Origin of the sequence: Streptomyces sp. NPDC005408, from assembly GCF_040606445.1 — a bacterium.
Taxonomy (GTDB): Bacteria; Actinomycetota; Actinomycetes; order Streptomycetales; family Streptomycetaceae; genus Streptomyces.
This window is the reverse complement of sequence record NZ_JBEXEX010000049.1, coordinates 30,168-54,553: the sequence shown is the minus strand read 5'-3', so window position 1 is coordinate 54,553 and position 24,386 is coordinate 30,168. Positions and strand designations below refer to the sequence as shown.

Below are 24,386 nucleotides of genomic sequence, written 5' to 3'. Positions count from 1 at the left end.
GGGGGACCCTGTGGGAGAGTAGGACGCCGCCGAACAATCATTGTGGGAAAGCCCCGCACCTTCTGGTGCGGGGCTTTTCTGCGTTCAAGACCCGGGGCTGAACCCCTGTGTATCCGGTGGCCATGGCTGAGGGTAGGGTCAGGGGGCATCATCGGCACGTTCCACACAGGAGGCCCCCGGGTGGAGGTCCAGGAGACCCGCGTTCAGACGGACCGGGTACTCACCATCCCCAACATCCTCAGCATGGCGCGTCTCCTCGGTGTGCCGCTCTTCCTATGGCTGATTCTCCGCCCCGAGTTCGGGGGCCCCAAGAGTGATGGCTGGGCTTTGCTCGTGCTGATGCTGAGCGGCGTCAGTGACTATCTCGACGGCAAGCTCGCGCGGCGCTGGAATCAGATCAGCAGTCTGGGGCGGCTTCTCGACCCGGCTGCCGACCGGCTGTACATCCTCTCCACCCTCGTCGGGCTGACCTGGCGAGAGATTCTGCCCATCTGGCTCACCGCGGCCCTATTGGCGCGGGAACTGATGCTGCTGGTGATGGTGGGTATCCTCCGTCGGCACGGCTATCCGCCGCCCCAGGTCAACTTCCTGGGGAAGGCCGCCACGTTCAACCTCATGTATGCGTTCCCCCTCCTGCTCCTGAGTGACGGAAGTGGGTGGCTTGCGTCACTCGCTGCTATTTTCGGATGGGCGTTCGCAGGATGGGGTACAACTCTGTATTGGTGGGCAGGGATCCTCTACGTGGTCCAGGTCCGCCGCCTCGTCAAGGCGGATGCAGTGGCCGATTGACCTCGTCGATGCCGTGCCGTGCAGTGTTGCCGGCCGTGCGTGACGCCAGAGTGCCTCATTGGACGGGTCAAGTCGGCTAGACCGTCGTCTCTTCAAGGAGGACGCTTCCGACATGAAGGCCGTCGTGATGGCCGGTGGCGAAGGAACCCGACTTCGCCCAATGACCTCGAGCATGCCCAAGCCGCTCCTGCCAGTGGCCAATCGGCCGATCATGGAGCATGTGCTGCGCCTGCTCAAGCGGCATGGGCTCAATGAGACCGTCGTTACCGTGCAGTTTCTCGCCTCACTCGTCAAGAACTACTTCGGTGACGGTGAAGAGCTCGGGATGGAGCTCACCTATGCCAATGAGGAGAAGCCACTCGGCACTGCGGGGAGCGTGAAGAATGCCGAAGAAGCGCTGAAGGACGATGCGTTTCTCGTCATCTCCGGTGATGCGCTCACCGACTTTGACCTCAGCGACCTGATCTCCTTCCACAAGGAGAAGGGCGCACTGGTCACGGTGTGTCTGACGCGAGTGCCGAACCCTCTCGAATTCGGTATCACCATCGTGGACGAGGAAGGAAAGGTCGAGCGCTTCCTCGAGAAGCCGACCTGGGGACAGGTTTTCTCGGACACGGTGAACACGGGCATCTATGTGATGGAGCCCGAGGTGTTCGACTACGTCGAAGCCGATGTTCCCGTGGACTGGTCCGGTGATGTCTTCCCGCAGCTCATGAAGGAAGGCAAGCCGATCTACGGCTATGTCGCCGAAGGCTACTGGGAGGACGTGGGTACGCACGAGAGCTATGTGAAGGCCCAGGCCGATGTCCTTGAGGGCAAGGTCGATGTCGAACTCGACGGGTTCGAGATCTCTCCCGGTGTCTGGGTGGCCGAAGGTGCCGAGGTGCATCCGGACGCCGTGCTGCGCGGTCCGCTGTACATCGGCGACTACGCCAAGATCGAGGCCAATGTGGAGATCCGCGAGCACACGGTCGTCGGGTCCAACGTCGTCGTCAAGAGCGGTGCCTTTCTCCACAAGGCCGTGATCCACGACAACGTGTACATCGGAGAGCAGTGCAATCTTCGCGGCTGTGTGATCGGCAAGAACACCGACATCATGCGTGCTGCCCGCATCGAGGACGGCGCAGTCATCGGTGACGAGTGCCTCGTCGGCGAAGAATCGATCATCCAGGGCAATGTGCGGGTCTACCCGTTCAAGACGATCGAGGCCGGTGCCTTCGTCAACACCTCGGTCATCTGGGAGTCGCGGGGCCAGGCGCATCTCTTCGGGGCCCGCGGAGTGTCCGGAATCCTGAACGTGGAGATCACCCCGGAGCTGGCCGTGCGGCTGGCCGGTGCGTACGCCACCACCCTCAAGAAGGGGGCGACGGTCACCACGGCGCGTGACCACTCCCGGGGTGCGCGTGCGCTGAAGCGGGCCGTGATCTCGGCGCTGCAGACCAGTGCCATCGACGTTCGGGATCTGGAGAACGTGCCGCTGCCCGTCGCACGGCAGCAGACGGCACGCGGCAGCGCCGGCGGCATCATGATCCGTACATCGCCAGGTGTCCCGGACTCCGTGGACATCATGTTCTTCGACGAGCGCGGTGCGGACCTCTCGCAGGCAGGGCAGCGGAAGCTGGACCGGGTCTTCGCACGTCAGGAGTACCGGCGGGCGTTCCCCGGCGAGATCGGCGATCTGCACTTCCCGTCCAGCGTCTTCGACTCGTACACCGGTTCCCTGCTGCGCAACGTCGACACCTCCGGGATCGCCGAATCCGGGCTGAAGGTCGTCATCGATGCGTCCAACGGCAGCGCAGGACTGGTTCTGCCCAGCCTGCTCGGGCGGCTCGGGGTGGACGCGCTCACGGTCAACCCTGGGCTCGACGAGTCCCGGCCCACGGAGTCGGCCGATACGCGCAGGTCGGGGCTGGTGCGGCTGGGCGAGATGGTGGCCTCGTCGCGGGCCGATTTCGGCGTCCGCTTCGACCCTGTCGGCGAGCGGCTGTCCCTCGTCGACGAACGAGGGCGGATCGTCGAGGACGACCGCGCGCTGCTGGTGCTGCTCGACCTCGTCGCCGCGGAACGGCGCAGCGGGCGGGTCGCGCTTCCGGTGACGACCACCAGGATCGCCGAGCAGGTGGCGGCATATCACGGCACCCAGGTGGAGTGGACGACCACATCGCCCGACGACCTGACGCGGGTGGGCCGGGAGGAGACCACCATCTTCGGCGGCGACGGCCGTGGTGGCTTCATCGTGCCGGAGTTCAGCAGTGTCTTCGACGGAGCGGCGGCCTTCGTACGACTGGTCGGTCTCGTGGCTCGTACGCAGCTCACGCTCAGCCAGATCGACGCCCGGATCCCGCGGGCGCATGTGCTGCGGCGTGATCTGGCGACGCCATGGGCGGTCAAGGGGCTGGTGATGCGGCGTGTCGTCGAGGCGGCCGGAGACCGGCACGTCGACACGACCGACGGTGTACGGGTGGTCGAGACCGACGGCCGCTGGGTGATGGTCCTTCCCGATCCCGCGGAGGCCGTCACTCATTTGTGGGCAGAGGGCCCGGATGACGCTTCGGCCCAGGCGCTGCTCGACGAGTGGTCCGCCGTCGTGGACAGCGCAGGTCACTGACGTGGGACGGGTGTGCCGGGAGTTGTCTGCGGACGGCTTCCGGCACACCGGTGGGGCCATTCGGCGGTAGCAGCTGCGACGTGCGACGATGTGCGGCATGTCGCAGCAGCCCCCCGTTCGGAGCACCGGCTCTCCACCCGCACGTCCCGATGCGTCCATGTCGCTGCTGACGAATGTGATGGAGCACAGCCTCGACGACGGATACGCGGAGGCGACGGCCCGCAGGAAGGCCGAGGGCGGGGGCCTTCCCCGTACGTTGCGTGCCAAGCTCGGACTCGCGGCCGGCCTGGTGCTGGCCGCTCTCGTCGTCACCGTCGGAGCAGCGGAGGCGCGTATATCGGCACCGGTGGTGGCGAAGGAGCGCGAGGAGCTCATCGACCGGATCGACGCGGAGACCGCGCACGCGGACGCGCTGGAGCGAAGCGTCGACACGCTCCGGGACGAGGTGGGGAACCGACAGCGCAAGGCCCTCAAGACGCAGGGCGGTCAGGGCGAACTTGTCGCGCTGCTCTCCGGCGCCACCGAAGTGGAGGGGCCGGGCGTCAGGCTCGTCGTCGACGATGCGAAGGGCACCGACCAGGGCGGCGGCGGGCCGCGTGAGAGCAGCGGTTTCAACGACACGGGCCGGGTGCGCGACCGCGATATGCAGCGGATCGTCAACGGGCTCTGGGAGTCGGGCGCGGAGGCCGTCGCGATCAACGGGCAGCGGCTGACGGCCCTGTCGGCGATCCGTGCGGCGGGCGACGCCATACTGGTCGACAACAAGCCGCTGGTGCCGCCGTACACGGTGCTCGCGGTGGGGGACGGGAAGAGGTTGAGCACCGCGTTCCAGGACAGTGCCGACGGGCAGTATCTGCACGCGTTGCAGGAGAATTTCGGTATTCGCACCAGCATCTCCACTGAGGAGAAGGTGCGCCTGCCGGCGGCGCCGAGCTTGATCGTACGTACAGCAGAGCCGAAGACCGCCGACGCCGGCAAGGGCAACGGGCAGGGCACGGCTGACACAGGGAAGGGCACATCGTGATCGCCGTACTGGGCCTCGTCGTCGGAGTCGTGGTCGGACTGTTGGTCCGGCCCGAAGTGCCGGCGGTGGTCGAGCCCTATCTGCCGATCGCCGTCGTCGCGGCTCTCGACGCGGTCTTCGGTGGCCTGCGGGCCATGCTCGACGGAATCTTCGTCGACAAGGTCTTCGTCGTCTCCTTCCTGTCGAACGTGGTGGTGGCAGCGCTGATCGTCTTCCTGGGCGACAAGTTGGGCGTCGGCGCCCAGCTGTCCACGGGTGTGGTGGTCGTGCTCGGGATCCGGATCTTCTCCAACGCTGCCGCGATCCGCCGGCACGTGTTCCGGGCGTGAGGCCGATGAACAGCGAAGAGAATCCCAAGGGCGAGGAGCCGGAGGCAGTGACGCCGAAGGCGGACAACGGCGAGCCCGGGCAGCCCGCGCCGGAGCCGGGCGGGTCCGAGCAGGCCGCGCAGGCCGAGCAGGTAGGGACGCCCGAGCAGCAGACCGGTCGGCAGCGGCTTGTCGCGGTGCTGTGGCCGCCGCGGGTCAGCCGCGCTCAACTCATCGTCGCCGTCCTGCTGTTCGTCCTCGGTCTTGGGCTCGCCATCCAGGTCCGCTCCACCAGCGACAACAGCGCGCTGCGCGGCGCCCGCCAGGAGGACCTGGTGCGCATTCTCGACGAGCTCGACAACCGTACGCAGCGTCTCGAGGACGAGAAGCAGCGCCTGGAGGACCAGCGCACCGAACTGGAGAACAGCTCGGACCAGGCCGAAGAGGCTCGTAAGCAGACCCTGCAGAAGGAGCAGCAGCTCGGCATCCTGGCCGGTACGGTCGCGGCCCAGGGCCCGGGCATCACGCTCACCGTCCAGGATCCGTCCGGCACCGTGGAGTCCGACATGCTGCTGGACGCGATCCAGGAGCTGCGCGCCGCCGGTGCAGAAGCGATCCAGGTCAACAACATCAGGGTCGTCGCGGACACCTACTTCACAGGAACCGGCGCCGACATAGAGGTGGACGGCAAGCCGGTCAAGGCCCCGTACAGCTTCAAGGTCATCGGCAAGCCGCAGGATCTGGAGCCCGCCCTGAACATCCCTGGCGGTGTGGTGCAGACGCTGGAGAAGGAGCAGGCCACCGCCACGGTGGCGCGCTCGCAGAAGATCGTCGTGGACGCCTTGCGACCCGCGAAGCGGCCTGACTACGCTCGGTCGTCGGCGCAGTGAGGCGGGGGTGCATGGGGCCCGGCGGACAAGGGCATGAGGTTGCGGGGGGTCGTCACATCACAAGCATCCTGCGTAATGGAAACTGTCTGGTGGTTACGGACGTTGTGAGGATGTCCGGGTCTGCAGGTCTGATCATTGAGGGTTCGTCCTGCCCCACGGGCGGGTCTATTTCGGTCAAGGGGAATCGCCCGTGAAGTTGTTTGCGAAGTTGTTCGGCAAGAGCGCACGCGAGGACGGCGGCAACGCCCGGCATCGCGCGCCGCGCCATGGCCAGGGTGAGGAGCAGGGCGCGGAGCGGCCGCTCTTCCGGGATGAGGTCGCTGGTCCGGGCGGTGACAATTCGGGCGGTCAGGGCGCGTCGTCTGTTGACCCTGCCGGTTCCGGCCGCATAGGTTTCGGGGAACCATCAACCTCAAGTACGGGTGGAGGGTTTGCCCAAGACCCGTATGCGACCAATCCCCACGCGGGTCAGCCGCGGCAGGAGGATCCGTCCATGTCGGCCTTGGTTTGTACGAGGTGCGGGCACCGCAATGCCGAGGCCAGCCGGTTCTGTTCCAACTGCGGCGCGCCGCTGCGTGGCGGAGCGCCCGCGGAGCGTCCCTCGGAGACGACCTCGACGATCTCCATCTCCGGCCTTGAGGCGTACGACTCGGAGGTGACGGGGCAGACGCAGCTTCCGTCGCTCTCTCCCGAGGCCCAGGCTGCCGTCGACGCGCTGCCGCTCGGCTCGGCGCTCCTCGTGGTGCGCCGCGGTCCGAACTCCGGAAGCCGCTTCCTGCTGGACGGCGAGCTGACCACGGCCGGCCGCCACCCGCAGAGCGACATCTTCCTCGACGACGTGACCGTCTCGCGGCGTCATGTGGAGTTCCGCAGGGGCCCGGACGGCCGCTTCAGCGTCGCGGACGTCGGCAGCCTCAACGGCACGTACGTCAACCGCGAGCGGATCGACTCCGTCGTCCTGTCGAACGGTGACGAGGTCCAGATCGGCAAGTACCGGCTGGTCTTCTACGCGAGCCAGCGGGGCGTGTAACCCTGCCCCAGACTCCGTCCGGGGGGACCCACAGGAAGTTACATGCTGCGAACACCGACGGGCGGTGCCGGACACGGCACCGCCACCGCGGGCGAGAGGCTGATGAGCATCGGTACGGTGCTCAGCCGGCTGCGGGACGAGTTTCCCGAAGTGACCATCTCCAAAATCCGATTTCTGGAGGCCGAAGGGCTGGTCGAGCCGCGGCGGACACCGTCCGGGTACCGCAAGTTCAGCCCCGAGGACGTGGAGCGGCTGGCGCAGGTGCTACGGATGCAGCGGGATCACTATCTTCCGCTGAAGGTCATCCGTGAGCATCTCGACGCCCTGGGGCGCGGTGAGCAGGTTCAGCTGCCCGCGCAGAGCCCTCAGCGGGAGCTGCTCGACGGCGCGTGGGAATCCGATGCCGAGCGGCCGACGGCCGCCCGGGTGGGCCGTCCCGAGCTTCTCGCCGCCGCCGACGTGAGCGAGGCGGACCTGGCCGAGTGGGAGTCGTACGGCCTGCTGGCGCAGGACGAGGACGGTGCCTACGACGCCGAGTCGGTGACGGTGGCCAGGCTCGTTGCGGATCTGGGGAGATTCGGTCTTGAGCCGCGGCACCTGCGGGCGATGAAAGCCGCCGCGGACCGGGAGGCGGGTTTGGTCGAGCAGCTGGTTGCACCCTTGCGGCGGCACCGTAATCCGCAGACCAGGGCACATGCCGAGGCGACCACGAAAGAGCTCGCGGCCCTGTCTGTGCGGCTGCACGCGGCCCTGGTACAGACGGCACTCGGGGTCAGGCTGCACTGATCATGGGGGAGCCCGACTACCCAAACCGGTCGGGCACGTCCTAGGGTTGCTGTGTGAACGAGCTCGACGTTGTGGGTGTCCGGGTCGAAATGCCCTCGAACCAACCGATCGTGCTCCTGCGTGAAGTGGGAGGCGACCGGTACCTCCCCATCTGGATCGGTCCGGGGGAGGCCACCGCCATTGCCTTTGCCCAGCAGGGCATGGCCCCGGCGCGGCCGCTGACGCATGACCTCTTCAAGGATGTGCTGGAGGCGGTGGGCCAGGAGCTCACCGAGGTTCGCATCACTGACCTGCGCGAAGGTGTTTTCTACGCGGAACTGGTCTTTGCCAGTGGAGTCGAGGTGAGCGCAAGGCCGTCCGACGCCATAGCGCTGGCCCTGCGCACCGGTACGCCGATCTACGGCAGCGACGGGGTCCTCGACGACGCGGGAATCGCCATCCCGGACGAGCAGGAGGACGAGGTGGAGAAGTTCCGCGAGTTCCTCGATCAGATCTCGCCCGAGGACTTCGGCACCAACAGCCAGTGACCGTCCGGACGGGCGGCGTGGGCGCATTCGAGTAGCCTTTCCCCGAACAGGGGCACGGGAAACCACTCTCAGGGTGATTATCACTCGGCGTGCCGAGTGTGGCGATCGTTGACGCACCCCTGGTGACTGCCTACCGTCGAGTGGGCAGGTCAAGGACGGAGGTCGGCGTGAGAAGCAGCGGCGACGGTACGGCTGGGGGTGCCCCCGGACGGAGTCTGGGGGAGGGCGGGCTGCATCCGCTTCACGAGAGTGTGGCCGACCCCGCGAGGGAGACGATCGGCTACCGAGGGCCGACCGCGTGTGCGGCGGCGGGCATCACCTACCGCCAGCTCGACTACTGGGCGCGCACCGGGCTGGTCGAGCCCAGCGTGCGGCCGGCGTACGGATCGGGAACCCAGCGGCTCTACAGCTTCCGCGATGTGGTCGTCCTCAAGATCGTCAAGCGTTTCCTGGACACCGGAGTCGCTCTGCAGAACATCCGTACCGCGGTGCAGCATCTGCGGGCGCGTGGCTTCTCGGACCTGGAGCGCATGACGCTGATGAGCGACGGTGCCACCGTCTACGAGTGCTCGTCGCCCGACGAGGTCGTCGATCTGCTCCAGGGCGGTCAGGGGATCTTCGGGATCGCCGTCGGCGTGGTCTGGCGGGATGTCGAGGCGGCGCTGTCGCAGCTGCACGGCGAGCTGATCGACACCGGCGAGACGCTGATCGGGAACAACCCCGCGGACGAGCTGGCCAGGCGCAGGCGCGACCGGGCCGTCTGAGCGCCGCGGCCGACGAGGACCCGCTCTGGTTGGGGCCATTGTCAGTGGCGTAGGGCAGCATCGGAGATGTGAGATCCGCGCCGACGATTCTGCATCTGGACATGGATGCGTTCTTCGCCGCCGCCGAGCAGGCGGCGAAGCCGAGTCTGCGCGGAAAGCCGGTGGTCGTCGGCGGGCTGGGGCCGCGTGGGGTCGTGGCCACCGCCTCGTACGAGGCGCGGCGCTTCGGGGTCCACTCCGCGATGCCGATGGCGCAGGCCAGACGGCTCGCGCCCAATGCCGCGTATCTCGTGCCCCGCTTCTCGCTCTACCGCACAATCAGCGAGCAGGTGATGGAGCTGCTGGGCAGGCTCTCACCGCTGGTGGAACCGCTGAGCCTGGACGAGGCCTTCGTGGACCTGGAGGCGGGCGGCGCTGCCGACGACTCCGCCTCCGCCCGGGCGACCGGCGAGCGATTGCGCGCGGACATCCGCGCGTTCACGGGTCTCACCGGGTCCGTCGGCCTCGCCGGATCCAAAATGCTCGCCAAGATCGCCTCCGAGCAGGCGAAACCCGACGGTCTGCTGCTCATCGAGCCGGGTACGGAGCGTGAGCTGCTGGGGCCGATGTCGGTGCGGACGCTGCCCGGGGTCGGCCCGGCGACCGGGGAGCATCTGCGGCGGGCCGGTATGACGACCGTCGCCGAGCTCGCGGAGGCGGGCGAGGACGAGCTCGTACGGCTGCTGGGCAAGGCGCACGGGGCCGCGCTGTTCCGGATGGCCGTGGGGTACGACGACCGGCCGGTGGTCGCCGAGCGGGACACGAAGTCGGTGTCGGTCGAGGACACCTTCGATGTGGATCTGCACGACCGGGTGCGAGTGCGGATCGAGGTGGAGCGGCTCGCCGACCGATGTGTGCAGAGGCTGAGGGCGTCAGGTCACTCGGGGCGGACCATTGTGCTGAAGGTGCGGAGGTACGACTTCTCGACGCTGACGCGTTCGGAGACGCTGCGCGGGCCGACCGACGATCCCTCGGTGGTGCGGGAGGCCGCCGGGCGGCTGCTGGAGGCCGTGGACACCACGGGCGGGGTACGGCTGCTGGGGGTGGGCGTCACCGGGCTCACCGACTACACCCAGGAGGACCTCTTCGCCCAGGCTGCGGCCGAGGAACAGGCCGCAGCTGAGGAGCATGCTGCCGACGAGCCGGCCGGATCGGCACACGATGCGGCGCCGGGCGACCGCGAGGCCCATGAGGGGGACGTGGCGGGCGTTGCGGAGCCCGTGGCGCACGCGGAGCGGCGCTGGGCGGCCGGGCACGATGTACGGCATGCCGAGTACGGGGCGGGGTGGGTGCAGGGCAGCGGCGTCGGACGGGTCACCGTGCGCTTCGAGGAACCGGGGTCGCCGCCGGGACGGGTACGCACCTTCCGCGTCGACGACCCGGATCTCGAGCCCTCGGACCCGCTGCCGCTGGTGCCGCTGCCCACGGATCAGGCCGTTGCGGAGCAGGGCCCTGGTCAGTCCTCCTGGCCCGCGACGCGGCCGAAGGAGGTGTCCCCGGACGGAGTCGGCGTCTCGGGTGCCTCGGAGAGATCGAGGCCGTAGTGGTGATAGAGCTGCAGCTCCTGCTCCGGGGAGAGATGACGGCCGACGCCGAAGTCCGGCGCGTCCTTGATCAGCGAGCGTTCGTACGGGACATGCAGGGTGTCGTCGACCACCTTGCTGGGCTCCAGCGGGACGAAAGCGTCCCTGCCGAACAGGCCGGTGCGCACAGCCGCCCACTCGGGGACGCCTGTTGCATCGTCGAGATAAACCTCGTCCACAGTCCCGATCTTGGTGCCGTTGCGGTCGAACGCCTTGCGGCCGATCAGGCTGCGCGGATCGATGTCGGTCTGCACGGTCCCTCCAATAGGTCGCAACTGCTGTTTAAATACTACAAAAGTGCACATCGAGGCTGTCGGCCACTTGAGCGATCGGTGCGAGGCCGCGCTGGTAGGCTGGCAGGCGGCTGCTGACCCCGTGCGGGAGAGTCCACCGGTAACACTCCGGCGGCGCCGAAGGAGCAAATCCTCCCCGGAATCTCTCAGGCCCCTGTACCGCACGGACGAGGTCACTCTGGAAAGCAGGGCGGGCGTCGACGGCATCCGCTCTCACCGACGGTGAAAGCCGGTGTGCCCCCGTGCGCGCCGGTGAAGCTCTCAGGTTGAGATGACAGAGGGGGAGGCCGTCCGGGCATCCGCGCCGTGATGCCCCTCGCCGGTCGTGTCAGACCAGGAGGCCTCCTAAATGACCGCCAACCGCATTCCGCTCTCTCAGCTCGAGCAGGGCATCCCCTTCGAGCAGCGCCACATCGGGCCCGACGCCGAGGCCCAGGCCAAGATGCTGGCGCACGTGGGGTACGGCTCGCTCGACGAGCTGACCGCCGCCGCGGTGCCTGACGTGATCAAGAGCGCGGAGGCGCTGAACCTCCCGGGCGCGCGCACCGAGGCCGACGTCCTCGCCGAGCTGCGCACCCTGGCCGACCGTAACCAGGTCCTCGCGCCGATGATCGGCCTCGGCTACTACGGCACCTTCACACCGCCGGTCATCCTGCGCAATGTCATGGAGAACCCGGCCTGGTACACCGCGTACACGCCCTACCAGCCGGAGATCTCCCAGGGCCGCCTCGAGGCGCTGCTCAACTTCCAGACGATGGTCGCCGATCTGACCGGCCTGCCCACCTCGGGCGCGTCGCTGCTCGACGAGGGCACGGCCGCAGCCGAGGCCATGTCGCTCGCCCGCCGGATCGGCAAGGTCAAGAACGGTGTGTTCCTGGTCGACGCCGATGCTCTGCCGCAGACCCTCGCGGTGATCGAGACCCGCGCCGAGCCGACCGGTGTGGAGGTCGTCAGCGCCGACCTGAGCGAGGGCATCCCCGCCGAGATCGCCGAGCGCGGCGTCTTCGGCGTACTGCTCCAGTACCCCGGCGCCTCCGGTGCCGTCCGTGACCTCAAGCCCGTCATCGAGCAGGCGCACGAGCTCGGCGCGATCGTCACCGTCGCCGCCGACCTGCTGGCGCTGACCCTGCTCACCTCGCCCGGCGAGCTGGGAGCAGACATCGCGGTGGGCACCACGCAGCGTTTCGGCGTCCCGATGGGCTTCGGCGGCCCGCACGCCGGTTACATGGCCGTCCGTGACAAGTTCGCGCGCAGCCTGCCGGGACGGCTCGTCGGAGTCTCCGTCGACGCGGACGGGAACAAGGCCTACCGGCTCGCGCTGCAGACCCGTGAGCAGCACATCCGCCGGGAGAAGGCCACCAGCAACATCTGCACCGCCCAGGTGCTGCTCGCCGTCATGGCGGGCATGTACGCCGTCTACCACGGCCCCGACGGCCTGCGGTCTATCGCGCAGCGCACCCACCGCTACGCGACGCTGCTCGCCGAGGGACTGCGGGCCGGTGGCGTCGAGGTCGTGCACGGCTCGTACTTCGACACCCTGACCGCGCGCGTGCCCGGCAAGGCCGCCGAGGCGCTCGCCGCCGCCCGCGCGGGCGGGGTCAACCTCCACCTCGTCGACGCCGACACCCTCTCGATCGCCTGCGACGAGACGACCGGACGTACGGAGCTGGACGTTGTCTGGGCGGCCTTCGGTGTCGAAGGCGACATCGAGGCGCTCGACGCGGCGACCGCGGACGCGCTGCCGCAGGGTCTGCTGCGTACGGACGACTACCTCACCCACCCGGTCTTCCACGCGCACCGCTCCGAGACGGCGATGCTGCGGTACCTGCGCAAGCTCGCCGACCGGGACTACGCCCTGGACCGGGGCATGATCCCACTCGGGTCCTGCACCATGAAGCTGAACGCGACCACCGAGATGGAGCCGGTCACCTGGCCGGAGTTCGGGCAGATCCACCCCTTCGCCCCCATCGAGCAGGCCGCCGGATACCTCACGCTCATCCATGAGCTGGAGGAGCGCCTCGCCGAGGTCACCGGTTACGACGCGGTGTCCATTCAGCCCAACGCCGGTTCGCAGGGCGAGCTCGCCGGTCTGCTGGCGGTGCGCGCGTACCACCGCGCCAACGGTGACGACCAGCGCACCATCTGCCTCATCCCCTCCTCCGCGCACGGCACCAACGCCGCCAGTGCCGTGATGGCGGGCATGAAGGTCGTCGTGGTGAAGACCGCCGACGACGGCGAGGTCGACATCGAGGACCTGCGCGCCAAGATCGAGCAGTACCGCGACGAGCTCTCGGTCCTGATGATCACCTACCCGTCCACGCACGGTGTCTTCGAGGAGCACGTCGCCGACATCTGCGCCCAGGTCCACGAGGCCGGCGGCCAGGTGTACGTCGACGGCGCCAACCTCAACGCACTGGTGGGGCTCGCCAAGCCGGGCAAGTTCGGCGGCGACGTCTCGCACCTCAATCTGCACAAGACCTTCTGCATCCCGCACGGCGGCGGCGGTCCGGGCGTCGGTCCGGTGGGTGTGCGCTCGCACCTCGCCCCCTACCTCCCGAACCACCCGCTCCAGCCGGCCGCGGGCCCCGAGACGGGTGTCGGTCCGATCTCGGCCGCTCCCTGGGGCTCGGCGGGCATCCTGCCGATCTCGTGGGCGTACGTACGTCTCATGGGCGGCGAGGGCCTCAAGCGCGCGACGCAGGTCGCCGTGCTCGCGGCCAATTACATCGCCAAGCGTCTTGAGCCGCACTACCCGGTGCTCTACACCGGCCCGGCCGGTCTCGTCGCGCACGAGTGCATCGTGGATCTGCGGCCGCTGTCGAAGTCGACCGGCGTCAGCGTCGACGACATCGCCAAGCGACTGATCGACTACGGTTTCCACGCGCCGACGATGTCCTTCCCGGTGGCCGGCACGCTGATGATCGAGCCCACGGAGAGCGAGGACCTGACCGAGATCGACCGCTTCTGCGACACCATGATCGCGATTCGCGGTGAGATCGAGAAGGTCGCCTCGGGCGAGTGGCCCGCGCAGGACAATCCGCTGAGCAACGCCCCGCACACCGCGGCGGCGCTGGGCGGCGAGTGGGAGCACCCGTACAGCCGCGAGGAGGCGGTCTTCCCGGCCGGGGTGAGCGCCGCGGACAAGTACTGGCCGCCGGTGCGCCGGATCGACGGTGCGTTCGGCGACCGTAACCTCGTCTGCTCCTGCCCGCCGCTGGACGAGTACGACAACTGACGGACAGCGCCGGACAGGCAGCGCGCATGCGTCAGGGCCGGTGCGGAGATCAGTCTCCGTGCCGGCCCCTTGTCGTAAACGGACGGCGCTGTGAGAGAGGGCTCTACGCGGCCGTCATCACCTGCCGGTGCGGCGCGATGATCTGCCCGTCCGGCAGCAGCTCGCCGGTGTCCTCGAAGAGCAGGACGCCGTTGCACAGCAGGCTCCAGCCCTGCTCCGGGTGGTGCGCCGTGAGGCGCGCGGCTTCCCGGTCGGCTGAGTCGGATGTCGGGCAGGCTGGCTGGTGCTGGCACATGGCTGGGTTCTTTCGCTGCGTTGTGTCGACTGTGACTGTCCTGCGGCTCGATGAGCTGTTCATGGCCGCCCCCCGTATCTGTCGGTCCGATCCCAGTGTTGCCCCACGGGCGTCAATCCGCAGGGATTTCGCGGCAGCTCTTCTTACTGGTTAATGACGTATCACCCGGGCGGACGGTTCAGCTCAACTCCATTGTCCTTTCGGATGGTTCGGGGTGGCCGGTATGGGCTAGTCCACCTGGGGCAGAAGTGCGCCCCGCGACCGGACGGTCACGGGGCGCAAAGGGCGTGTGAGGAGCGCACGTGCGGGCGCTTGCCGGGCCGCGAGGATCAGGCGGGAGAGCCGAGCAGCGGGGCCGGAGTCAGGCGCAGGGTCATGACCGGGAGCAGTTCGGAGACCTGGTGCGGCCGGTGCGCGGCGATGCCCGGAGGTGCCGGAGCCAGCGGTACCAGTATGTCGGTGGGGCGGAGTGTGCCCGTCTCGGCGTCGGCGTCCGTGTCGCCGTGCAGCCAGAGAGTGAGCATGTACAGCTCGGGGATGGACAGCAGCCGCGGCTGGAAGTGGGTCCTCATCGACTCGGCCTGGCGCAGCGCCTGCTCGGTGGAGCTCAGATAGGGGCCTTCGAAGAAGTGGGAAAAGGTCCAGCCGTCCGGGGTGAGCATCGTCTCCGCGGCGGCCACGGCGCGTTCGCCGCTGCGGATGAGGAAGCGCCAGCCCGTCAGGCGGGTGTAGGGAGCACTGCTGCTCGGGACGATCTGATCCAGTACGTGGACGGGAAGCGGCAGTTCGGGGCTCAGAGGTCCCTGGACGGACCTGAGAGCGGGCGTGCGAGCCTCGCGGACGGCGGTACGGGAGCCGAGTGCCGCGAGGACGCTGCGCAGGGCGGGCGCGGGAGCCGGGGGGACATGCAGCGGCATGATGGGTCGCCTCTCACTTCGGAGACACGTTTGTGCAGGGGCAGGTGCGGACGGCACTGTCAGCATGCGGGGCCAGAGGGGGGCCGGGAACCCCACCGGGCGCCAACTCTCTGCCTCGTTCGCGGAGTTTATACGACTCGTGTTCTCGCAGTGTTTCTGCTAGCGCTCGTGCGTATTTCCGGTAAGGCGGGATCAGGCCTTTGTGTTGCGAAGTATCTGTCGATTCTCCGCGAGTGCAGGGCCGCGACCTGGGGCTTTATCGTCATCGCGGTAGGCTGAAACCTGTCGGTGTTTTTCACCAGGCATCGGGCAGAGGAAACTGCGAACTGCATCATGCCGAGGGAATGTGCCGCTCGGCCGCTTTGCACACACTACCGGCAGCGGGCCGTCCATGGGGCGTTATGGATCAGTCAGTGTGGGCATTATCGATCGTGACGTGAGCCACTGGTGCAGCGTGGTGCCCACTCGAGGAGGGACGCTTCGATGGGGGAGAAGGTCGTGGCAGGCGGGTTCCACCTGTCCGATCGGCAAAGGTACCGGAGGAAGTTGCAGCAGTGCCTCGCGGGACTGGGGAGGCTGCTGGCGGAGAAGAGGTTCGACCGGCCCAAGAATCTCATGGGTCTTGAGATCGAGCTGAATCTCGCAGGTGCCGACGGGCTGCCACGGATGATGAATGCGGAAGTTCTCGAGCGTATCGCGAGCCATGATTTCCAGACCGAGCTCGGAATGTTCAACCTGGAAGTAAATATAGTTCCGCACCGGTTGAGCGGGAGAGTTCTGGACCAGCTGGCCGAAGAGTTGCGCACCGGTCTCGGATATGCCCACAGAAAAGCGGTCGAACTCGGCTCCGGGATCGTGATGATCGGAATTCTTCCGACGCTCGCCCAGCACGACCTGGTTTCCGCGAACCTTTCGGACGTCGACCGGTACATGCTCCTCAACGACCAGATCGTCGCGGCGCGCGGCGAGGACTTCGCGCTCGACATCGAGGGCGTGGAGCGGCTGACCTGCACGTCGACGTCCATAGCGCCCGAAGCGGCGTGTACGTCCGTGCAGTTGCACCTCCAGGTGACGCCCGCGCGGTTCGCGGACGTGTGGAACGCGGCGCAGTCCGTGGCCGCCGTCCAGGTCGCCGTGGGCGCCAATTCCCCCTTCCTGTTCGGCCGGGAACTGTGGCGCGAATCGCGGCCGCCCCTGTTCCAGCAGGCCACCGACACCCGGCCGCCCGAGCTGCAGGCCCAGGGGGTGCGGCCGCGTACCTGGTTCGGCGAGCGCTGGGTGAGTTCCGCGTACGACCTCTTCGAGGAGAATCTGCGCTACTTCCCCGCCCTGCTGCCCATCTGCGACGAGGAGGACCCGCTGCGGGTGCTCGACGACGGCGGCATCCCCAGCCTTCAGGAGCTCGTACTGCACAACGGCACCGTCTACCGCTGGAACCGCCCGGTGTACGGAGTCGTCGACGGCGTACCCCATCTGCGGGTCGAGAACCGCGTACTGCCCGCCGGGCCCACGGTCACCGACGTGATCGCCAATGTCGCCTTCTACTACGGGCTGGTGCGCGCACTCGCCGAAGAGGCCAGACCGGTGTGGAGCAAGCTGCCCTTCTCCGCCGCGGCCGAGAACTTCGACAGCGCATGCCGCCATGGCATCGACGCGGAGCTCCAGTGGCCGCGCCCGGGGCGGGCAGGCGGCATCACCAAGGTGCCGGTCGTCAAGCTCGTACGCGACGAACTGCTGCCGCTCGCCGCAGCGGGGCTCGATGCGTGGAACGTCGAGCCCGCCGACCGCGACTTCTACCTCGGTGTCATCGAGGAGCGGTGCAAGCGACGCGTGAACGGGGCCACGTGGCAGGCCGACACCTACCACCGGGCGCTGGAGGCCGGTCTCGAACGGGAAGCCGCTCTAGCAGCCACCACCCGTCGCTACTGCGAGCTGATGCACCAGGGCGAGCCGGTGCACACCTGGCCGGTCGGCTTCCCCGGCGCTCACTCCTGAGCCCGCCACTGAGCCCCCGGAGCTCACTCCTGAGCCGTGGTCCGTCCCGTCTGCCCGACCGCCATGATCGCCTTGAGGATCACGCCCTGGATCTCGGCGGGGTCGCTGACCTGGTAGCCGGCGCCGCCTGCCGCCCTGGCGATCTCGTCGACCTCCGCCTGATCGGCGTCGGGGCCGACCGCGATCCCGATCAGCGGCACGGGCCGGTCCGGGTCGTTGAGGTTCTTAAGCGCGGAGATCAGCTGGCTGCGGGAGATGCTGAACCGGTCCTGGTTGGAGCCGTCGGTGAGGATGACGAGGGCGTTGAACTTGCCCTTCACATAGGTCGCCCGGGCCTCTTTGTAGGCGGCGAGCGTCGTGTCGTACAGACCGGTCGCACCGTCCGGCACGGGAGCGAGCGCCTTGAAGGCCTTGGAGAGCCGGGCCCGCTGCGTGCCCTCGCCCTTGGCGGGGGCGCCGAGCCGTGCCGTCGGCACCAGCTTGCGATAGTCGTTCGCGCCGTCGAGCCCGGTCGCGAACTCCCACAGGCCGATCTCGTCCTCCGGCGTGAACTGCCCGAGCGCCTGGAGCAGCGACGCCTTGGTGACATCGAGCCGGCTCTCCGGCTCACGGCCGGGCACGGGCTGCTGCATGGATCCCGAGACATCGACGACCGTGGTGAGCCTGGCGCTCTGCACGGTGATGGTCCACATGCCGAGCGTCTCCTGGAGGGCGTCCGAGGGCAGCGGCTCTGCCGTGACCGAGGACGTGGCGTACGGCTGTGGCGCGCGGCCGCCAGCGGTCTGTACGACGGATTCCTCGGCCTTGCCGTCGGCCGCGCGGAAGCCGTGCGCCGCAAGGGTCCGCAGGGACTTCGTCTCGCCCAGCAGGGCCATGAAGCGCGTGGCGGCCCGGGCCTCGTCGGTGCTCAGTTCGGTCTCGTCGACCAGGTTGTACGGATAGTCGAGCTGGGGCGCGCCGTCCTTGGGATAGAAGAGGTCGAGGTCGCGTGCGGTGTCGCGGGTGGCGGAGTTGTACGCGAAGGCGGCCTGCTCGGAGAGATACACGGCCTGGTTGTTCTGCGGGCCGCCGCCCTTGCCGGAGTCCTCCGGCGCCAGGGTGCGCACGACCTTGGAGTCGGCGTCGGAGACGCGCTGCGACAGCAGTTTGGCGGTGGCCGCGACCTTGGTGTCGGCCCCCGGGCCCTCCTTCCCGACGGACTGGGCGACGCTGGTGAGCGCCAGTAGCCCGGTCGCGCTGCGGGCCGGGTCGGCGGAGCCGAGGCGCACCTTGCCGGTTGCGGTGGCGGCCTCCGTGAGCTGTGCCCAGGAGTACGTCTTCTTGGGCCAGCCCAGAGTGGAGCCGGCCGAGTGGACCGTTGCCAGGGCGACGGGGGAGACCGCGACATTGCCGGCGGGCGTGAGCGGGACTCTCTCCGTGAGTGCCTTGGCGCGCTCGGCCCAGACGCTGGAGTCGGGCACCCACACCTCGTAGCCGGGCTTGCTGGTGCCCGCGGCGAGTTCCTGCGCGACCTGGAAGTTCTCGCGGGCGGTGACGCGTATGTCCATGCACTGACCGTCGGATCTGATCCGCTCCTCGCGGGCCCGGTCGGCGACCTCGCGCACGGCGGGCGCGATGTCGGGCGAGGCGACGACGTCCAGGCGTACGGCCGAGTCCTCGCACGATGTCGCGAAGGACAGCAGACCGCTCTGTGCTGCGATGCCCGTCCCCGTCGCCACGGCGAGAACGAGCATCGTGGAGATGGCGATCGTGCGCCTGCGTACGCGCGGACGGGACCTGCCTCCGTCCTGCGCCTCGCCGTCGGGCAAGCTGTGACGTCCCATGCGGTGGTGCCCCTCCTTGAACGATGAGCAAGGAAAAGGGGACCGCGTCATCGCGATGACGCTTGTCCCCCGGCCTGTCGCGCGCGATCTTCGTACCTGTATTCGAGACCCTAGCGGGGCGAGGATGGGGATGAGGCGGGAATACACAACTGGAGGCAGGTGTGCAGGCGGAAGCGGGACGGGTGGCTGATTCTCTTCCTCAAGAAGGCATGTCGCGAAGGATCTTGCGGTCCGAGACACTGCTCGTGCTCGCGCTCTCACTGGGTGCGAGTGCGGTGTCGGCGCTGATCAGCTTTATCGGTTCGCTGACGAAACCGGGCAGCCTGAAGCAGCAGGCGGCAACCTTGAACGGGTCGTTCGCCCCGGGACGGCCGTGGCTCGATCTCGCCTGGCAGCTCTTCGACATCGCGACGGCCCTGGTGCCCGTACTGCTCGTCGCGCATCTGCTGCTGCGGGAGGGCGTGGGGCTGCGGTCGATCGGCTTCGACCGGAGCAGGCCATGGAGCGATCTCGGGCGGGGCGCACTCGTCGCGGCGGGGATCGGCAGCGCCGGGCTCGCCTTCTATCTGGTGACGCGGGCCCTTGGGTTCAACCTCACGGTGGTGCCGGAGTCGCTGCCGGACGTCTGGTGGAAGTATCCGGTACTGATCCTTTCGGCGATCCAGAACTCCGTACTGGAGGAAGTGATCGTCGTCGGATATCTGCTGCGCAGGCTGGGGCAGTTGGGCTGGAGCCCGATGGCCGCACTGGTGGCGAGCTCGGTGCTGCGCGGTTCGTACCACCTCTACCAGGGCATCGGCGGGTTCGTCGGCAACATGGTGATGGGCGTGCTGTTCGTGCTGCTCTACCGGCGGTGGGGGCGGGTCGGGCCGCTGGTGGCGGCGCATGCGCTGCTCGACATCGTGGCCTTCGTCGGGTACGGGCTGCTGGTGGGCAGGGTGGGGTGGCTGCCCACGCCGTGAGCGGGTGCAGGGTGTGCGGAAGGGGCGTACGGCAGGTGCCGTACGCCCCTTCGGTCTGTGCGCCCCTTCGGGCTGTGAGCCCTTCGATTTGTACGGCCGCGGTCAGGGTGCGGAGAGCAACTCGCCGTCGATGACGGTGACGGCGTGGCCGGTCAGCAGGGTGCGCTCGCCGCGCAGGGAGGTACGGACCAGGCCGGTACGGGCGGAGGCCTGCAGGCCGGTCAGCTCGGCGCGCCCCAGCCGGGCGGACCAGAACGGAGCGAGCGCCGAGTGGGCGCTGCCCGTCACCGGGTCCTCGTCGATGCCGACGCGCGGGAAGAAGCAGCGCGACACGAAGTCGTAGCCGTTCGCAGGGTCCTCGGCGGCTGCCGTCGCGACGATGCCGCGTTCGGAGTGGGCGACGAGTGCGCGGATGTCCGGAGCCAGGGAGCGTACGGCGTTCTCGTCGGCGAGTTCGACGAGCAGATCGCCGATGTGCGGGCCGGTGTCGTGTGCCGAGAGCACTTCGGCGCCGAGTGCCTCGGCGACTCCGTCCGGGATCTCCACCTGGGCGAGCGGGGCGGTGGGGAAGTCGAGGGTGATGGTGCCGCTCTCGTCGGCGGTGGCGGAAAGGACGCCGCAGCGTGCTGCGAAGCGCACCGTGCCGGTCGCCGTACCGGTGGTGTGCAGGACGTGGGCGGTGGCCAGCGTGGCGTGGCCGCACATGTCGACCTCGGTGGCCGGCGTGAACCAGCGCAGCGCCCAGTCGGCCTCGCCGCCCGCCGGGAGCGGATGGGCGAAGGCGGTCTCCGCGTGGTTCACCTCCCTGGCCACGTGCTGGAGCCAGGAGTCCTCGGGGAATCGGTCGGAGTCCAGCAGGAGGACTCCGGCGGGGTTGCCGGCGAAGGGACGGTCGGTGAAGGCGTCGACGATTCGCATCCGCATGACCTGACCGTAGTGGCGCAGCAAAGCCGCAGGCCAAGGCCAATTCGGGGTTGCTGGACCGAATGAGTGTTGCCAGCCGACACATTCCGATATATCGTTGACGCATCGCGACAGATCAACGATGGAAGGAGCGTAGCGATGCGTTCACATGGACAGGGACACGAACAGGGTCACGGTCATGGGCACTGCGGGCCCGGCCATCAGGGTCGGGGCGACTTCGAGGGGCGGCGCGCGGCATTCGGTCCGTTCGGGCCGCCGTTCGGCGGACCCTTCGGGGGCGGGCGCGGTCGTGGCGGTGGTCGGGGAAGGGCGCGGCGCGGAGACGTACGTGCCTCGATCCTGGCGCTGCTGAAGGACCGGCCGATGCACGGTTACGAGATGATCCAGGAGATCGGCGAGCGCAGCGGAGGGGCCTGGCGGCCCAGTCCGGGCTCGGTCTACCCGACGCTCCAGATGCTCGAGGACGAAGGCCTGATCACCAATGAGACCGAGGGCGGCAAGAAGCTGTTCACGCTCACCGACGCCGGGCGTACCGAGGCCGAATCGGGGCCGGACGCCCCGTGGGAAGAGGCCGGGCGCGGGGTCGACTGGGACACGGTCAACGAGATCCGTCAGGCCGGGTTCGGTCTGATGGAGGCGTTCGGCCAGGTCTGGAAGACCGGCAGCACCGAGCAGCGGCAGAAGGCCGTCGCCGTCATCAATGAAGCCCGTAAGAAGCTCTATCTGATCCTCGCCGACGAGCACTGACTCATGGCGAGAAAAGGGCCCCGTGCGCGAGCGCGGGGCCCTTTTCGTTCCGAGCTGCAGGGTGTCAGGTGACGAGTCCGCCCAGTTTGCGCAGCGACTCGTTCAGCGCGGCGGTCGCCGAGTCCTTCAGTTTGCCCGCCATCAGTGAGACGGCGGCGCCGGTGAACTCGCCGTCGATGCGCACCTGTGTGGCGTCCCCGTCCGGCGTGAGCGTGTAGCGGTTTGCGACGCTGACGCCCATCGGGCCCTTGCCCTTGATCCCCAGCACCCGGCCGGTCTCGAACTCGTCCACGGTCCAGGCGACTTCGGCCGGGAATCCCATGAGCTTCATGTTCTCGTCGTAGGTGGCTCCCAGTTCCAGCGTCTCCGGTCCGCCATTGGGGAAGCTGGTGTGGGTGGCGTTCCACTGGCCGTAACTGGTGAAGTCCGTCAGCTGCGCCCAGACCTTCTCGGCCGGCGCCTCGATCCGGGCTTCGGCACTGACTTCGGCCATACGACCACCCCTCCATGTCGGGTTACGGTGTCGCGGAACGTAGCCGGACCTGCCGGAACATTCAATACTGATGAACAGTCAGATCCAGGTCAGATCTGTTCGGCCAGGTGAAACCGCCATATCTGCGCGGAGTCGAACCAGTCGGACGCGCGGGGGTGGGGTCCCTCGTCATGGCAGTGGAAGGCCGCCCAGAACACATCGGCGGGCAGCGCGCAGGCCGGGGCGTACACCCGGTAGACGTACTGCCGCCCGTCGAGCGCGAGCAGAGCGACCATCCAGAACATGCCCGGGGGGACGCGCGCCCGGCGTAGCGCGGTTGCTCAAGGGGCGCATGGCAAGGCGGCGCGCGCCCTTGGGGGAGAAGTGTCGCGATCTCATCCGTAAGGACGAGGAACCGGTCGTGCGTGCCCAACCTCCGTGGGATGTGCAAATGGGCCCCCGCGGGGACGCTCGGGCCTCCGGGAGCTGATGGGGTGGGAGATGTGCAAAGCCCCATGCCGCGGGTGCCTCAGCAGCCCGCCGCCACCCGTACGGAAATCGACGCCCGGCTCACCGTGGAGCTGGCATCGGTGGTCGCGGGTGCGCGTCGAAGGGCGCTGCGCGACGGCGACCGTCAGGTTGACACGGCGCATCTGCTGCACTCGCTGATCGAGTCGAACGCCGAGGTGCGTACGGCGCTCGGCGACGGGCCGCAGGTCGCGCGCGTACTCGGCTATCTCGTGCAGCGCAGCATCGGATACGGGCTGCGGTGGCAGGGCTCGGTGGAGGACTCCGGCACGATTCCCGCCGTACGCGAGACGGACGGCGAGATGTCGGGGTGGTCGCCGTCGGTGGCCGCGGCGATGGAAGGCGCGCTGGAGCGGGCCGGGCTGCGCGGAGAAGCGCGGGCCGGGGCAGTCGATCTGCTTGCCTGTATCGCTGCGGATCCGGAGTGCCGGGCCGTGGAGGTGCTGCGGCGGGCGGGGGTGGACGCGCAAGTGCTGAGCGGGCGGATAGCGGCCGGCTGACGGCCGGGCGGCGGCGCCGTGGGCGGGGTTCCCCCAGCCGTGGAGGGTGGCTGCCCGGGAGTGACGTCTCGACATGTGTCACGGGGATGACGGTACTGTCGTGCGCTGTCATGATGTGCCGATGCAGGCGTCTCAGAGAAGGAACGCCGGCCTGGGACTCGCCCTGGGCTCGGCGTTCGCGTTCGGTGGATCGGGGGTCGCGGCCAAGCCGCTGATCGAAGCGGGTCTCGACCCGCTGCATGTGGTGTGGCTGCGCGTGGCCGGATCCGCGCTCGTCATGCTGCCGGTGGCCTGGCGCCACCGGGACCTCGTGCTGCGCAGGCCCGCGCTGCTCGTCGGCTTCGGGCTGCTCGCCGTCGCGGGCGTGCAGGCCTGCTACTTCGCGGCGATTTCCCGTATCCCGGTCGGCGTCGCGCTCCTCATCGAATATCTCGCGCCCGCGCTGGTACTCGGCTGGGTGCGCTTCGTTCAGCGCAGGCCGGTCACCCGGGCCGCGGCGGTCGGCGTGGTCCTCGCCGCCGCCGGTCTCGCGTGTGTCGTCGAAGTGTGGTCGGGGGTCGGCTTCGACGTGATCGGTCTGCTGCTCGCGCTGGCCGCGGCGTGCTGCCAGGTCGGCTACTTCGTCCTGTCGGACCACGGCGGTGACGGGGAGGACGCTGCGGACCCGCTGGGCGTCATCGCATACGGACTGCTCATCGGTGCGGCGGTGCTGACGCTGGTCGCGCGGCCGTGGGGGATGGACTTCTCGCTGCTCGGCGGGAGCGCGGACATGGGCGGGACGCAGGTGCCGGCGGCGCTGCTGCTCGGCTGGATCGTGCTGATCGCCACGGTGCTCGCGTACGTCACCGGGGTCGTCTCGGTGCGCAAGCTCTCGCCGCAGGTGGCGGGTGTGGTGGCGTGCCTGGAGGCGGTCATCGCGACCGTGCTGGCGTGGGTGCTGCTGGGCGAGCATCTGTCGGCGCCGCAGATCATCGGCGGTGCGGTGGTGCTGGTCGGGGCGTTCATCGCCCAGTCACAGGCACCGAAGGCGCCGTCGGGGCCGGTTGCCGGTGGTGGGCCGGTCGACGTCGGGCTCGTGCGGGATGCGGGCGCGGCTGATGGCGCCGTGGCCGAGGGTGCCGTGAACGAGGGTGTCGTGCCCGAGGGGGAGTTGTCGGCCGGACCGGCCGCGAACTAGGGTGGCGATCATGCATTTGACCGTACTTCCGCCGCCTGCCGCTTAGCGCGGGCGGCCAGCCGTTGACGAAGACCGGGCTCGGGGTGTCCCCGAGCGGTTCGTCGCTGCCCGCGTGACGGAGCCGAGCGACCACCCATCCCGTTCTTCACACGGAGAAGTCACGTGTCGAA

At 68.6% G+C, this 24,386-nt stretch carries 23 protein-coding genes and 1 riboswitch; of the genes, 16 read left to right on the top strand and 7 right to left on the bottom strand.

Going from position 1 to position 24,386, the window contains the following annotated elements; translation table 11 throughout:
• The first annotated feature begins 180 nt into the window (after window positions 1-180).
• From ABZS64_RS31625 to ABZS64_RS31580, 10 genes are all read left to right on the top strand, one after another.
• The gene (locus tag ABZS64_RS31625) at window positions 181-789 is read left to right on the top strand and encodes a CDP-alcohol phosphatidyltransferase family protein (RefSeq protein WP_355837145.1); all 609 of its coding nucleotides are present in this window, start codon (window positions 181-183) and stop codon (window positions 787-789) included.
• Window positions 790-901: 112 nt separating this feature from the next.
• Complete coding sequence (locus tag ABZS64_RS31620) at window positions 902-3,397, top strand: mannose-1-phosphate guanyltransferase (protein WP_355837143.1); 2,496 nt, start codon at window positions 902-904, stop codon at window positions 3,395-3,397.
• Between the two features lie 97 nt (window positions 3,398-3,494).
• A complete protein-coding gene (locus ABZS64_RS31615) occupies window positions 3,495-4,421 on the top strand; it encodes a DUF881 domain-containing protein (RefSeq protein WP_355837141.1) in 927 nt (308 codons plus the stop codon).
• A complete protein-coding gene (locus ABZS64_RS31610) occupies window positions 4,418-4,750 on the top strand; it encodes a small basic family protein (protein WP_003970459.1) in 333 nt (110 codons plus the stop codon). The genes ABZS64_RS31615 and ABZS64_RS31610 overlap by 4 nt, the downstream gene beginning before the upstream one ends.
• A gap of 5 nt (window positions 4,751-4,755) precedes the next feature.
• Window positions 4,756-5,619: a DUF881 domain-containing protein gene (locus tag ABZS64_RS31605; RefSeq protein WP_355837139.1), complete on the top strand. Its 864-nt coding sequence runs from the start codon at window positions 4,756-4,758 to the stop codon at window positions 5,617-5,619.
• 493 nt (window positions 5,620-6,112) lie between these two features.
• Complete coding sequence (locus tag ABZS64_RS31600) at window positions 6,113-6,649, top strand: FHA domain-containing protein (protein ID WP_355837137.1); 537 nt, start codon at window positions 6,113-6,115, stop codon at window positions 6,647-6,649.
• 42 nt (window positions 6,650-6,691) lie between these two features.
• Window positions 6,692-7,435 (top strand): MerR family transcriptional regulator, encoded by a 744-nt coding sequence (locus tag ABZS64_RS31595; protein WP_355837135.1) that lies wholly within the window; start codon window positions 6,692-6,694, stop codon window positions 7,433-7,435.
• Between the two features lie 53 nt (window positions 7,436-7,488).
• Window positions 7,489-7,962 (top strand): bifunctional nuclease family protein, encoded by a 474-nt coding sequence (locus tag ABZS64_RS31590; protein ID WP_006123076.1) that lies wholly within the window; start codon window positions 7,489-7,491, stop codon window positions 7,960-7,962.
• 167 nt (window positions 7,963-8,129) lie between these two features.
• The gene (locus ABZS64_RS31585) at window positions 8,130-8,726 is read left to right on the top strand and encodes a MerR family transcriptional regulator (protein WP_355837133.1); all 597 of its coding nucleotides are present in this window, start codon (window positions 8,130-8,132) and stop codon (window positions 8,724-8,726) included.
• Window positions 8,727-8,794: 68 nt separating this feature from the next.
• Window positions 8,795-10,309, top strand: a complete 1,515-nt coding sequence (locus ABZS64_RS31580; RefSeq protein WP_355837131.1) for a DNA polymerase IV — start codon at window positions 8,795-8,797, stop codon at window positions 10,307-10,309.
• Here ABZS64_RS31580 and ABZS64_RS31575 read toward each other — a convergent pair.
• Window positions 10,222-10,602, bottom strand: coding sequence for a PRC-barrel domain-containing protein (locus ABZS64_RS31575; RefSeq protein ID WP_355837129.1), 381 nt, complete (start codon window positions 10,600-10,602; stop codon window positions 10,222-10,224). The two genes, ABZS64_RS31580 and ABZS64_RS31575, sit on opposite strands and share 88 nt — an antisense overlap.
• A 114-nt stretch (window positions 10,603-10,716) precedes the next feature.
• A riboswitch (glycine riboswitch) is annotated at window positions 10,717-10,813 on the top strand.
• A gap of 177 nt (window positions 10,814-10,990) precedes the next feature.
• On the opposite strand from ABZS64_RS31575, the gene gcvP reads away from it, so the two are divergent.
• Complete coding sequence (gcvP, locus tag ABZS64_RS31570) at window positions 10,991-13,876, top strand: aminomethyl-transferring glycine dehydrogenase (protein ID WP_355837127.1); 2,886 nt, start codon at window positions 10,991-10,993, stop codon at window positions 13,874-13,876.
• A 103-nt stretch (window positions 13,877-13,979) separates the two neighbouring features.
• Here gcvP and ABZS64_RS31565 read toward each other — a convergent pair whose 3' ends face one another.
• The gene (locus ABZS64_RS31565; protein WP_355837125.1) at window positions 13,980-14,171 is read right to left on the bottom strand and encodes a DUF5999 family protein; all 192 of its coding nucleotides are present in this window, start codon (window positions 14,169-14,171) and stop codon (window positions 13,980-13,982) included.
• Between the two features lie 329 nt (window positions 14,172-14,500).
• Complete coding sequence (locus ABZS64_RS31560; RefSeq protein WP_355837123.1) at window positions 14,501-15,088, bottom strand: hypothetical protein; 588 nt, start codon at window positions 15,086-15,088, stop codon at window positions 14,501-14,503.
• 483 nt (window positions 15,089-15,571) lie between these two features.
• On the opposite strand from ABZS64_RS31560, the gene ABZS64_RS31555 reads away from it, so the two are divergent.
• Window positions 15,572-17,083, top strand: coding sequence for a glutamate--cysteine ligase (locus tag ABZS64_RS31555; protein ID WP_355837121.1), 1,512 nt, complete (start codon window positions 15,572-15,574; stop codon window positions 17,081-17,083).
• 23 nt (window positions 17,084-17,106) lie between these two features.
• On the opposite strand, the gene ABZS64_RS31550 is transcribed toward ABZS64_RS31555, so the two are convergent.
• Window positions 17,107-18,906, bottom strand: coding sequence for a hypothetical protein (locus ABZS64_RS31550; protein ID WP_355837119.1), 1,800 nt, complete (start codon window positions 18,904-18,906; stop codon window positions 17,107-17,109).
• 182 nt (window positions 18,907-19,088) lie between these two features.
• Between ABZS64_RS31550 and ABZS64_RS31545 the strand changes: the two genes are divergently transcribed.
• On the top strand, window positions 19,089-19,868 hold the full coding sequence (locus tag ABZS64_RS31545; RefSeq protein ID WP_355837117.1) for a type II CAAX endopeptidase family protein: 780 nt from the start codon (window positions 19,089-19,091) through the stop codon (window positions 19,866-19,868).
• Between the two features lie 102 nt (window positions 19,869-19,970).
• On the opposite strand, the gene ABZS64_RS31540 is transcribed toward ABZS64_RS31545, so the two are convergent.
• Entirely contained in the window at window positions 19,971-20,792 is an 822-nt protein-coding gene (locus ABZS64_RS31540) for a PhzF family phenazine biosynthesis protein (protein ID WP_355837115.1), read from the bottom strand.
• Between the two features lie 138 nt (window positions 20,793-20,930).
• Between ABZS64_RS31540 and ABZS64_RS31535 the strand changes: the two genes are divergently transcribed.
• Window positions 20,931-21,539 (top strand): PadR family transcriptional regulator, encoded by a 609-nt coding sequence (locus tag ABZS64_RS31535; protein ID WP_355837113.1) that lies wholly within the window; start codon window positions 20,931-20,933, stop codon window positions 21,537-21,539.
• A gap of 64 nt (window positions 21,540-21,603) precedes the next feature.
• Here the strand turns inward: ABZS64_RS31535 and ABZS64_RS31530 are convergent, their stop codons facing one another.
• Complete coding sequence (locus tag ABZS64_RS31530) at window positions 21,604-22,032, bottom strand: SRPBCC family protein (RefSeq protein ID WP_355837112.1); 429 nt, start codon at window positions 22,030-22,032, stop codon at window positions 21,604-21,606.
• Between the two features lie 89 nt (window positions 22,033-22,121).
• Window positions 22,122-22,316: a hypothetical protein gene (locus ABZS64_RS31525; protein WP_355837110.1), complete on the bottom strand. Its 195-nt coding sequence runs from the start codon at window positions 22,314-22,316 to the stop codon at window positions 22,122-22,124.
• Between the two features lie 210 nt (window positions 22,317-22,526).
• On the opposite strand from ABZS64_RS31525, the gene ABZS64_RS31520 reads away from it, so the two are divergent.
• Complete coding sequence (locus ABZS64_RS31520; RefSeq protein ID WP_355837108.1) at window positions 22,527-23,039, top strand: Clp protease N-terminal domain-containing protein; 513 nt, start codon at window positions 22,527-22,529, stop codon at window positions 23,037-23,039.
• Window positions 23,040-23,160: 121 nt separating this feature from the next.
• Window positions 23,161-24,216 (top strand): EamA family transporter, encoded by a 1,056-nt coding sequence (locus ABZS64_RS31515; protein WP_355837106.1) that lies wholly within the window; start codon window positions 23,161-23,163, stop codon window positions 24,214-24,216.
• The last annotated feature ends 170 nt before the right edge of the window (window positions 24,217-24,386 follow it).

What these genes read in the sequence shown, in the direction of transcription:
- ABZS64_RS31620 (WP_355837143.1), top strand. Translation starts at nt 902, where the DNA reads ATGAAGGCCGTCGTGATGGCCGGTGGCGAAGGAACCCGACTTCGCCCA.
- ABZS64_RS31615 (WP_355837141.1), top strand. Translation starts at nt 3,495, where the DNA reads ATGTCGCAGCAGCCCCCCGTTCGGAGCACCGGCTCTCCACCCGCACGT.
- ABZS64_RS31605 (WP_355837139.1), top strand. Translation starts at nt 4,756, where the DNA reads ATGAACAGCGAAGAGAATCCCAAGGGCGAGGAGCCGGAGGCAGTGACG.
- ABZS64_RS31600 (WP_355837137.1), top strand. Translation starts at nt 6,113, where the DNA reads ATGTCGGCCTTGGTTTGTACGAGGTGCGGGCACCGCAATGCCGAGGCC.
- ABZS64_RS31595 (WP_355837135.1), top strand. Translation starts at nt 6,692, where the DNA reads ATGCTGCGAACACCGACGGGCGGTGCCGGACACGGCACCGCCACCGCG.
- gcvP (WP_355837127.1), top strand. Translation starts at nt 10,991, where the DNA reads ATGACCGCCAACCGCATTCCGCTCTCTCAGCTCGAGCAGGGCATCCCC.
- ABZS64_RS31565 (WP_355837125.1), bottom strand. Translation starts at nt 14,171, where the DNA reads ATGTGCCAGCACCAGCCAGCCTGCCCGACATCCGACTCAGCCGACCGG.
- ABZS64_RS31560 (WP_355837123.1), bottom strand. Translation starts at nt 15,088, where the DNA reads ATGCCGCTGCATGTCCCCCCGGCTCCCGCGCCCGCCCTGCGCAGCGTC.
- ABZS64_RS31555 (WP_355837121.1), top strand. Translation starts at nt 15,572, where the DNA reads ATGGGGGAGAAGGTCGTGGCAGGCGGGTTCCACCTGTCCGATCGGCAA.
- ABZS64_RS31550 (WP_355837119.1), bottom strand. Translation starts at nt 18,906, where the DNA reads ATGGGACGTCACAGCTTGCCCGACGGCGAGGCGCAGGACGGAGGCAGG.
- ABZS64_RS31540 (WP_355837115.1), bottom strand. Translation starts at nt 20,792, where the DNA reads ATGCGGATGCGAATCGTCGACGCCTTCACCGACCGTCCCTTCGCCGGC.
- ABZS64_RS31535 (WP_355837113.1), top strand. Translation starts at nt 20,931, where the DNA reads ATGCGTTCACATGGACAGGGACACGAACAGGGTCACGGTCATGGGCAC.
- ABZS64_RS31530 (WP_355837112.1), bottom strand. Translation starts at nt 22,032, where the DNA reads ATGGCCGAAGTCAGTGCCGAAGCCCGGATCGAGGCGCCGGCCGAGAAG.
- ABZS64_RS31525 (WP_355837110.1), bottom strand. Translation starts at nt 22,316, where the DNA reads ATGTTCTGGATGGTCGCTCTGCTCGCGCTCGACGGGCGGCAGTACGTC.
- ABZS64_RS31520 (WP_355837108.1), top strand. Translation starts at nt 22,527, where the DNA reads ATGCCGCGGGTGCCTCAGCAGCCCGCCGCCACCCGTACGGAAATCGAC.
- ABZS64_RS31515 (WP_355837106.1), top strand. Translation starts at nt 23,161, where the DNA reads ATGCAGGCGTCTCAGAGAAGGAACGCCGGCCTGGGACTCGCCCTGGGC.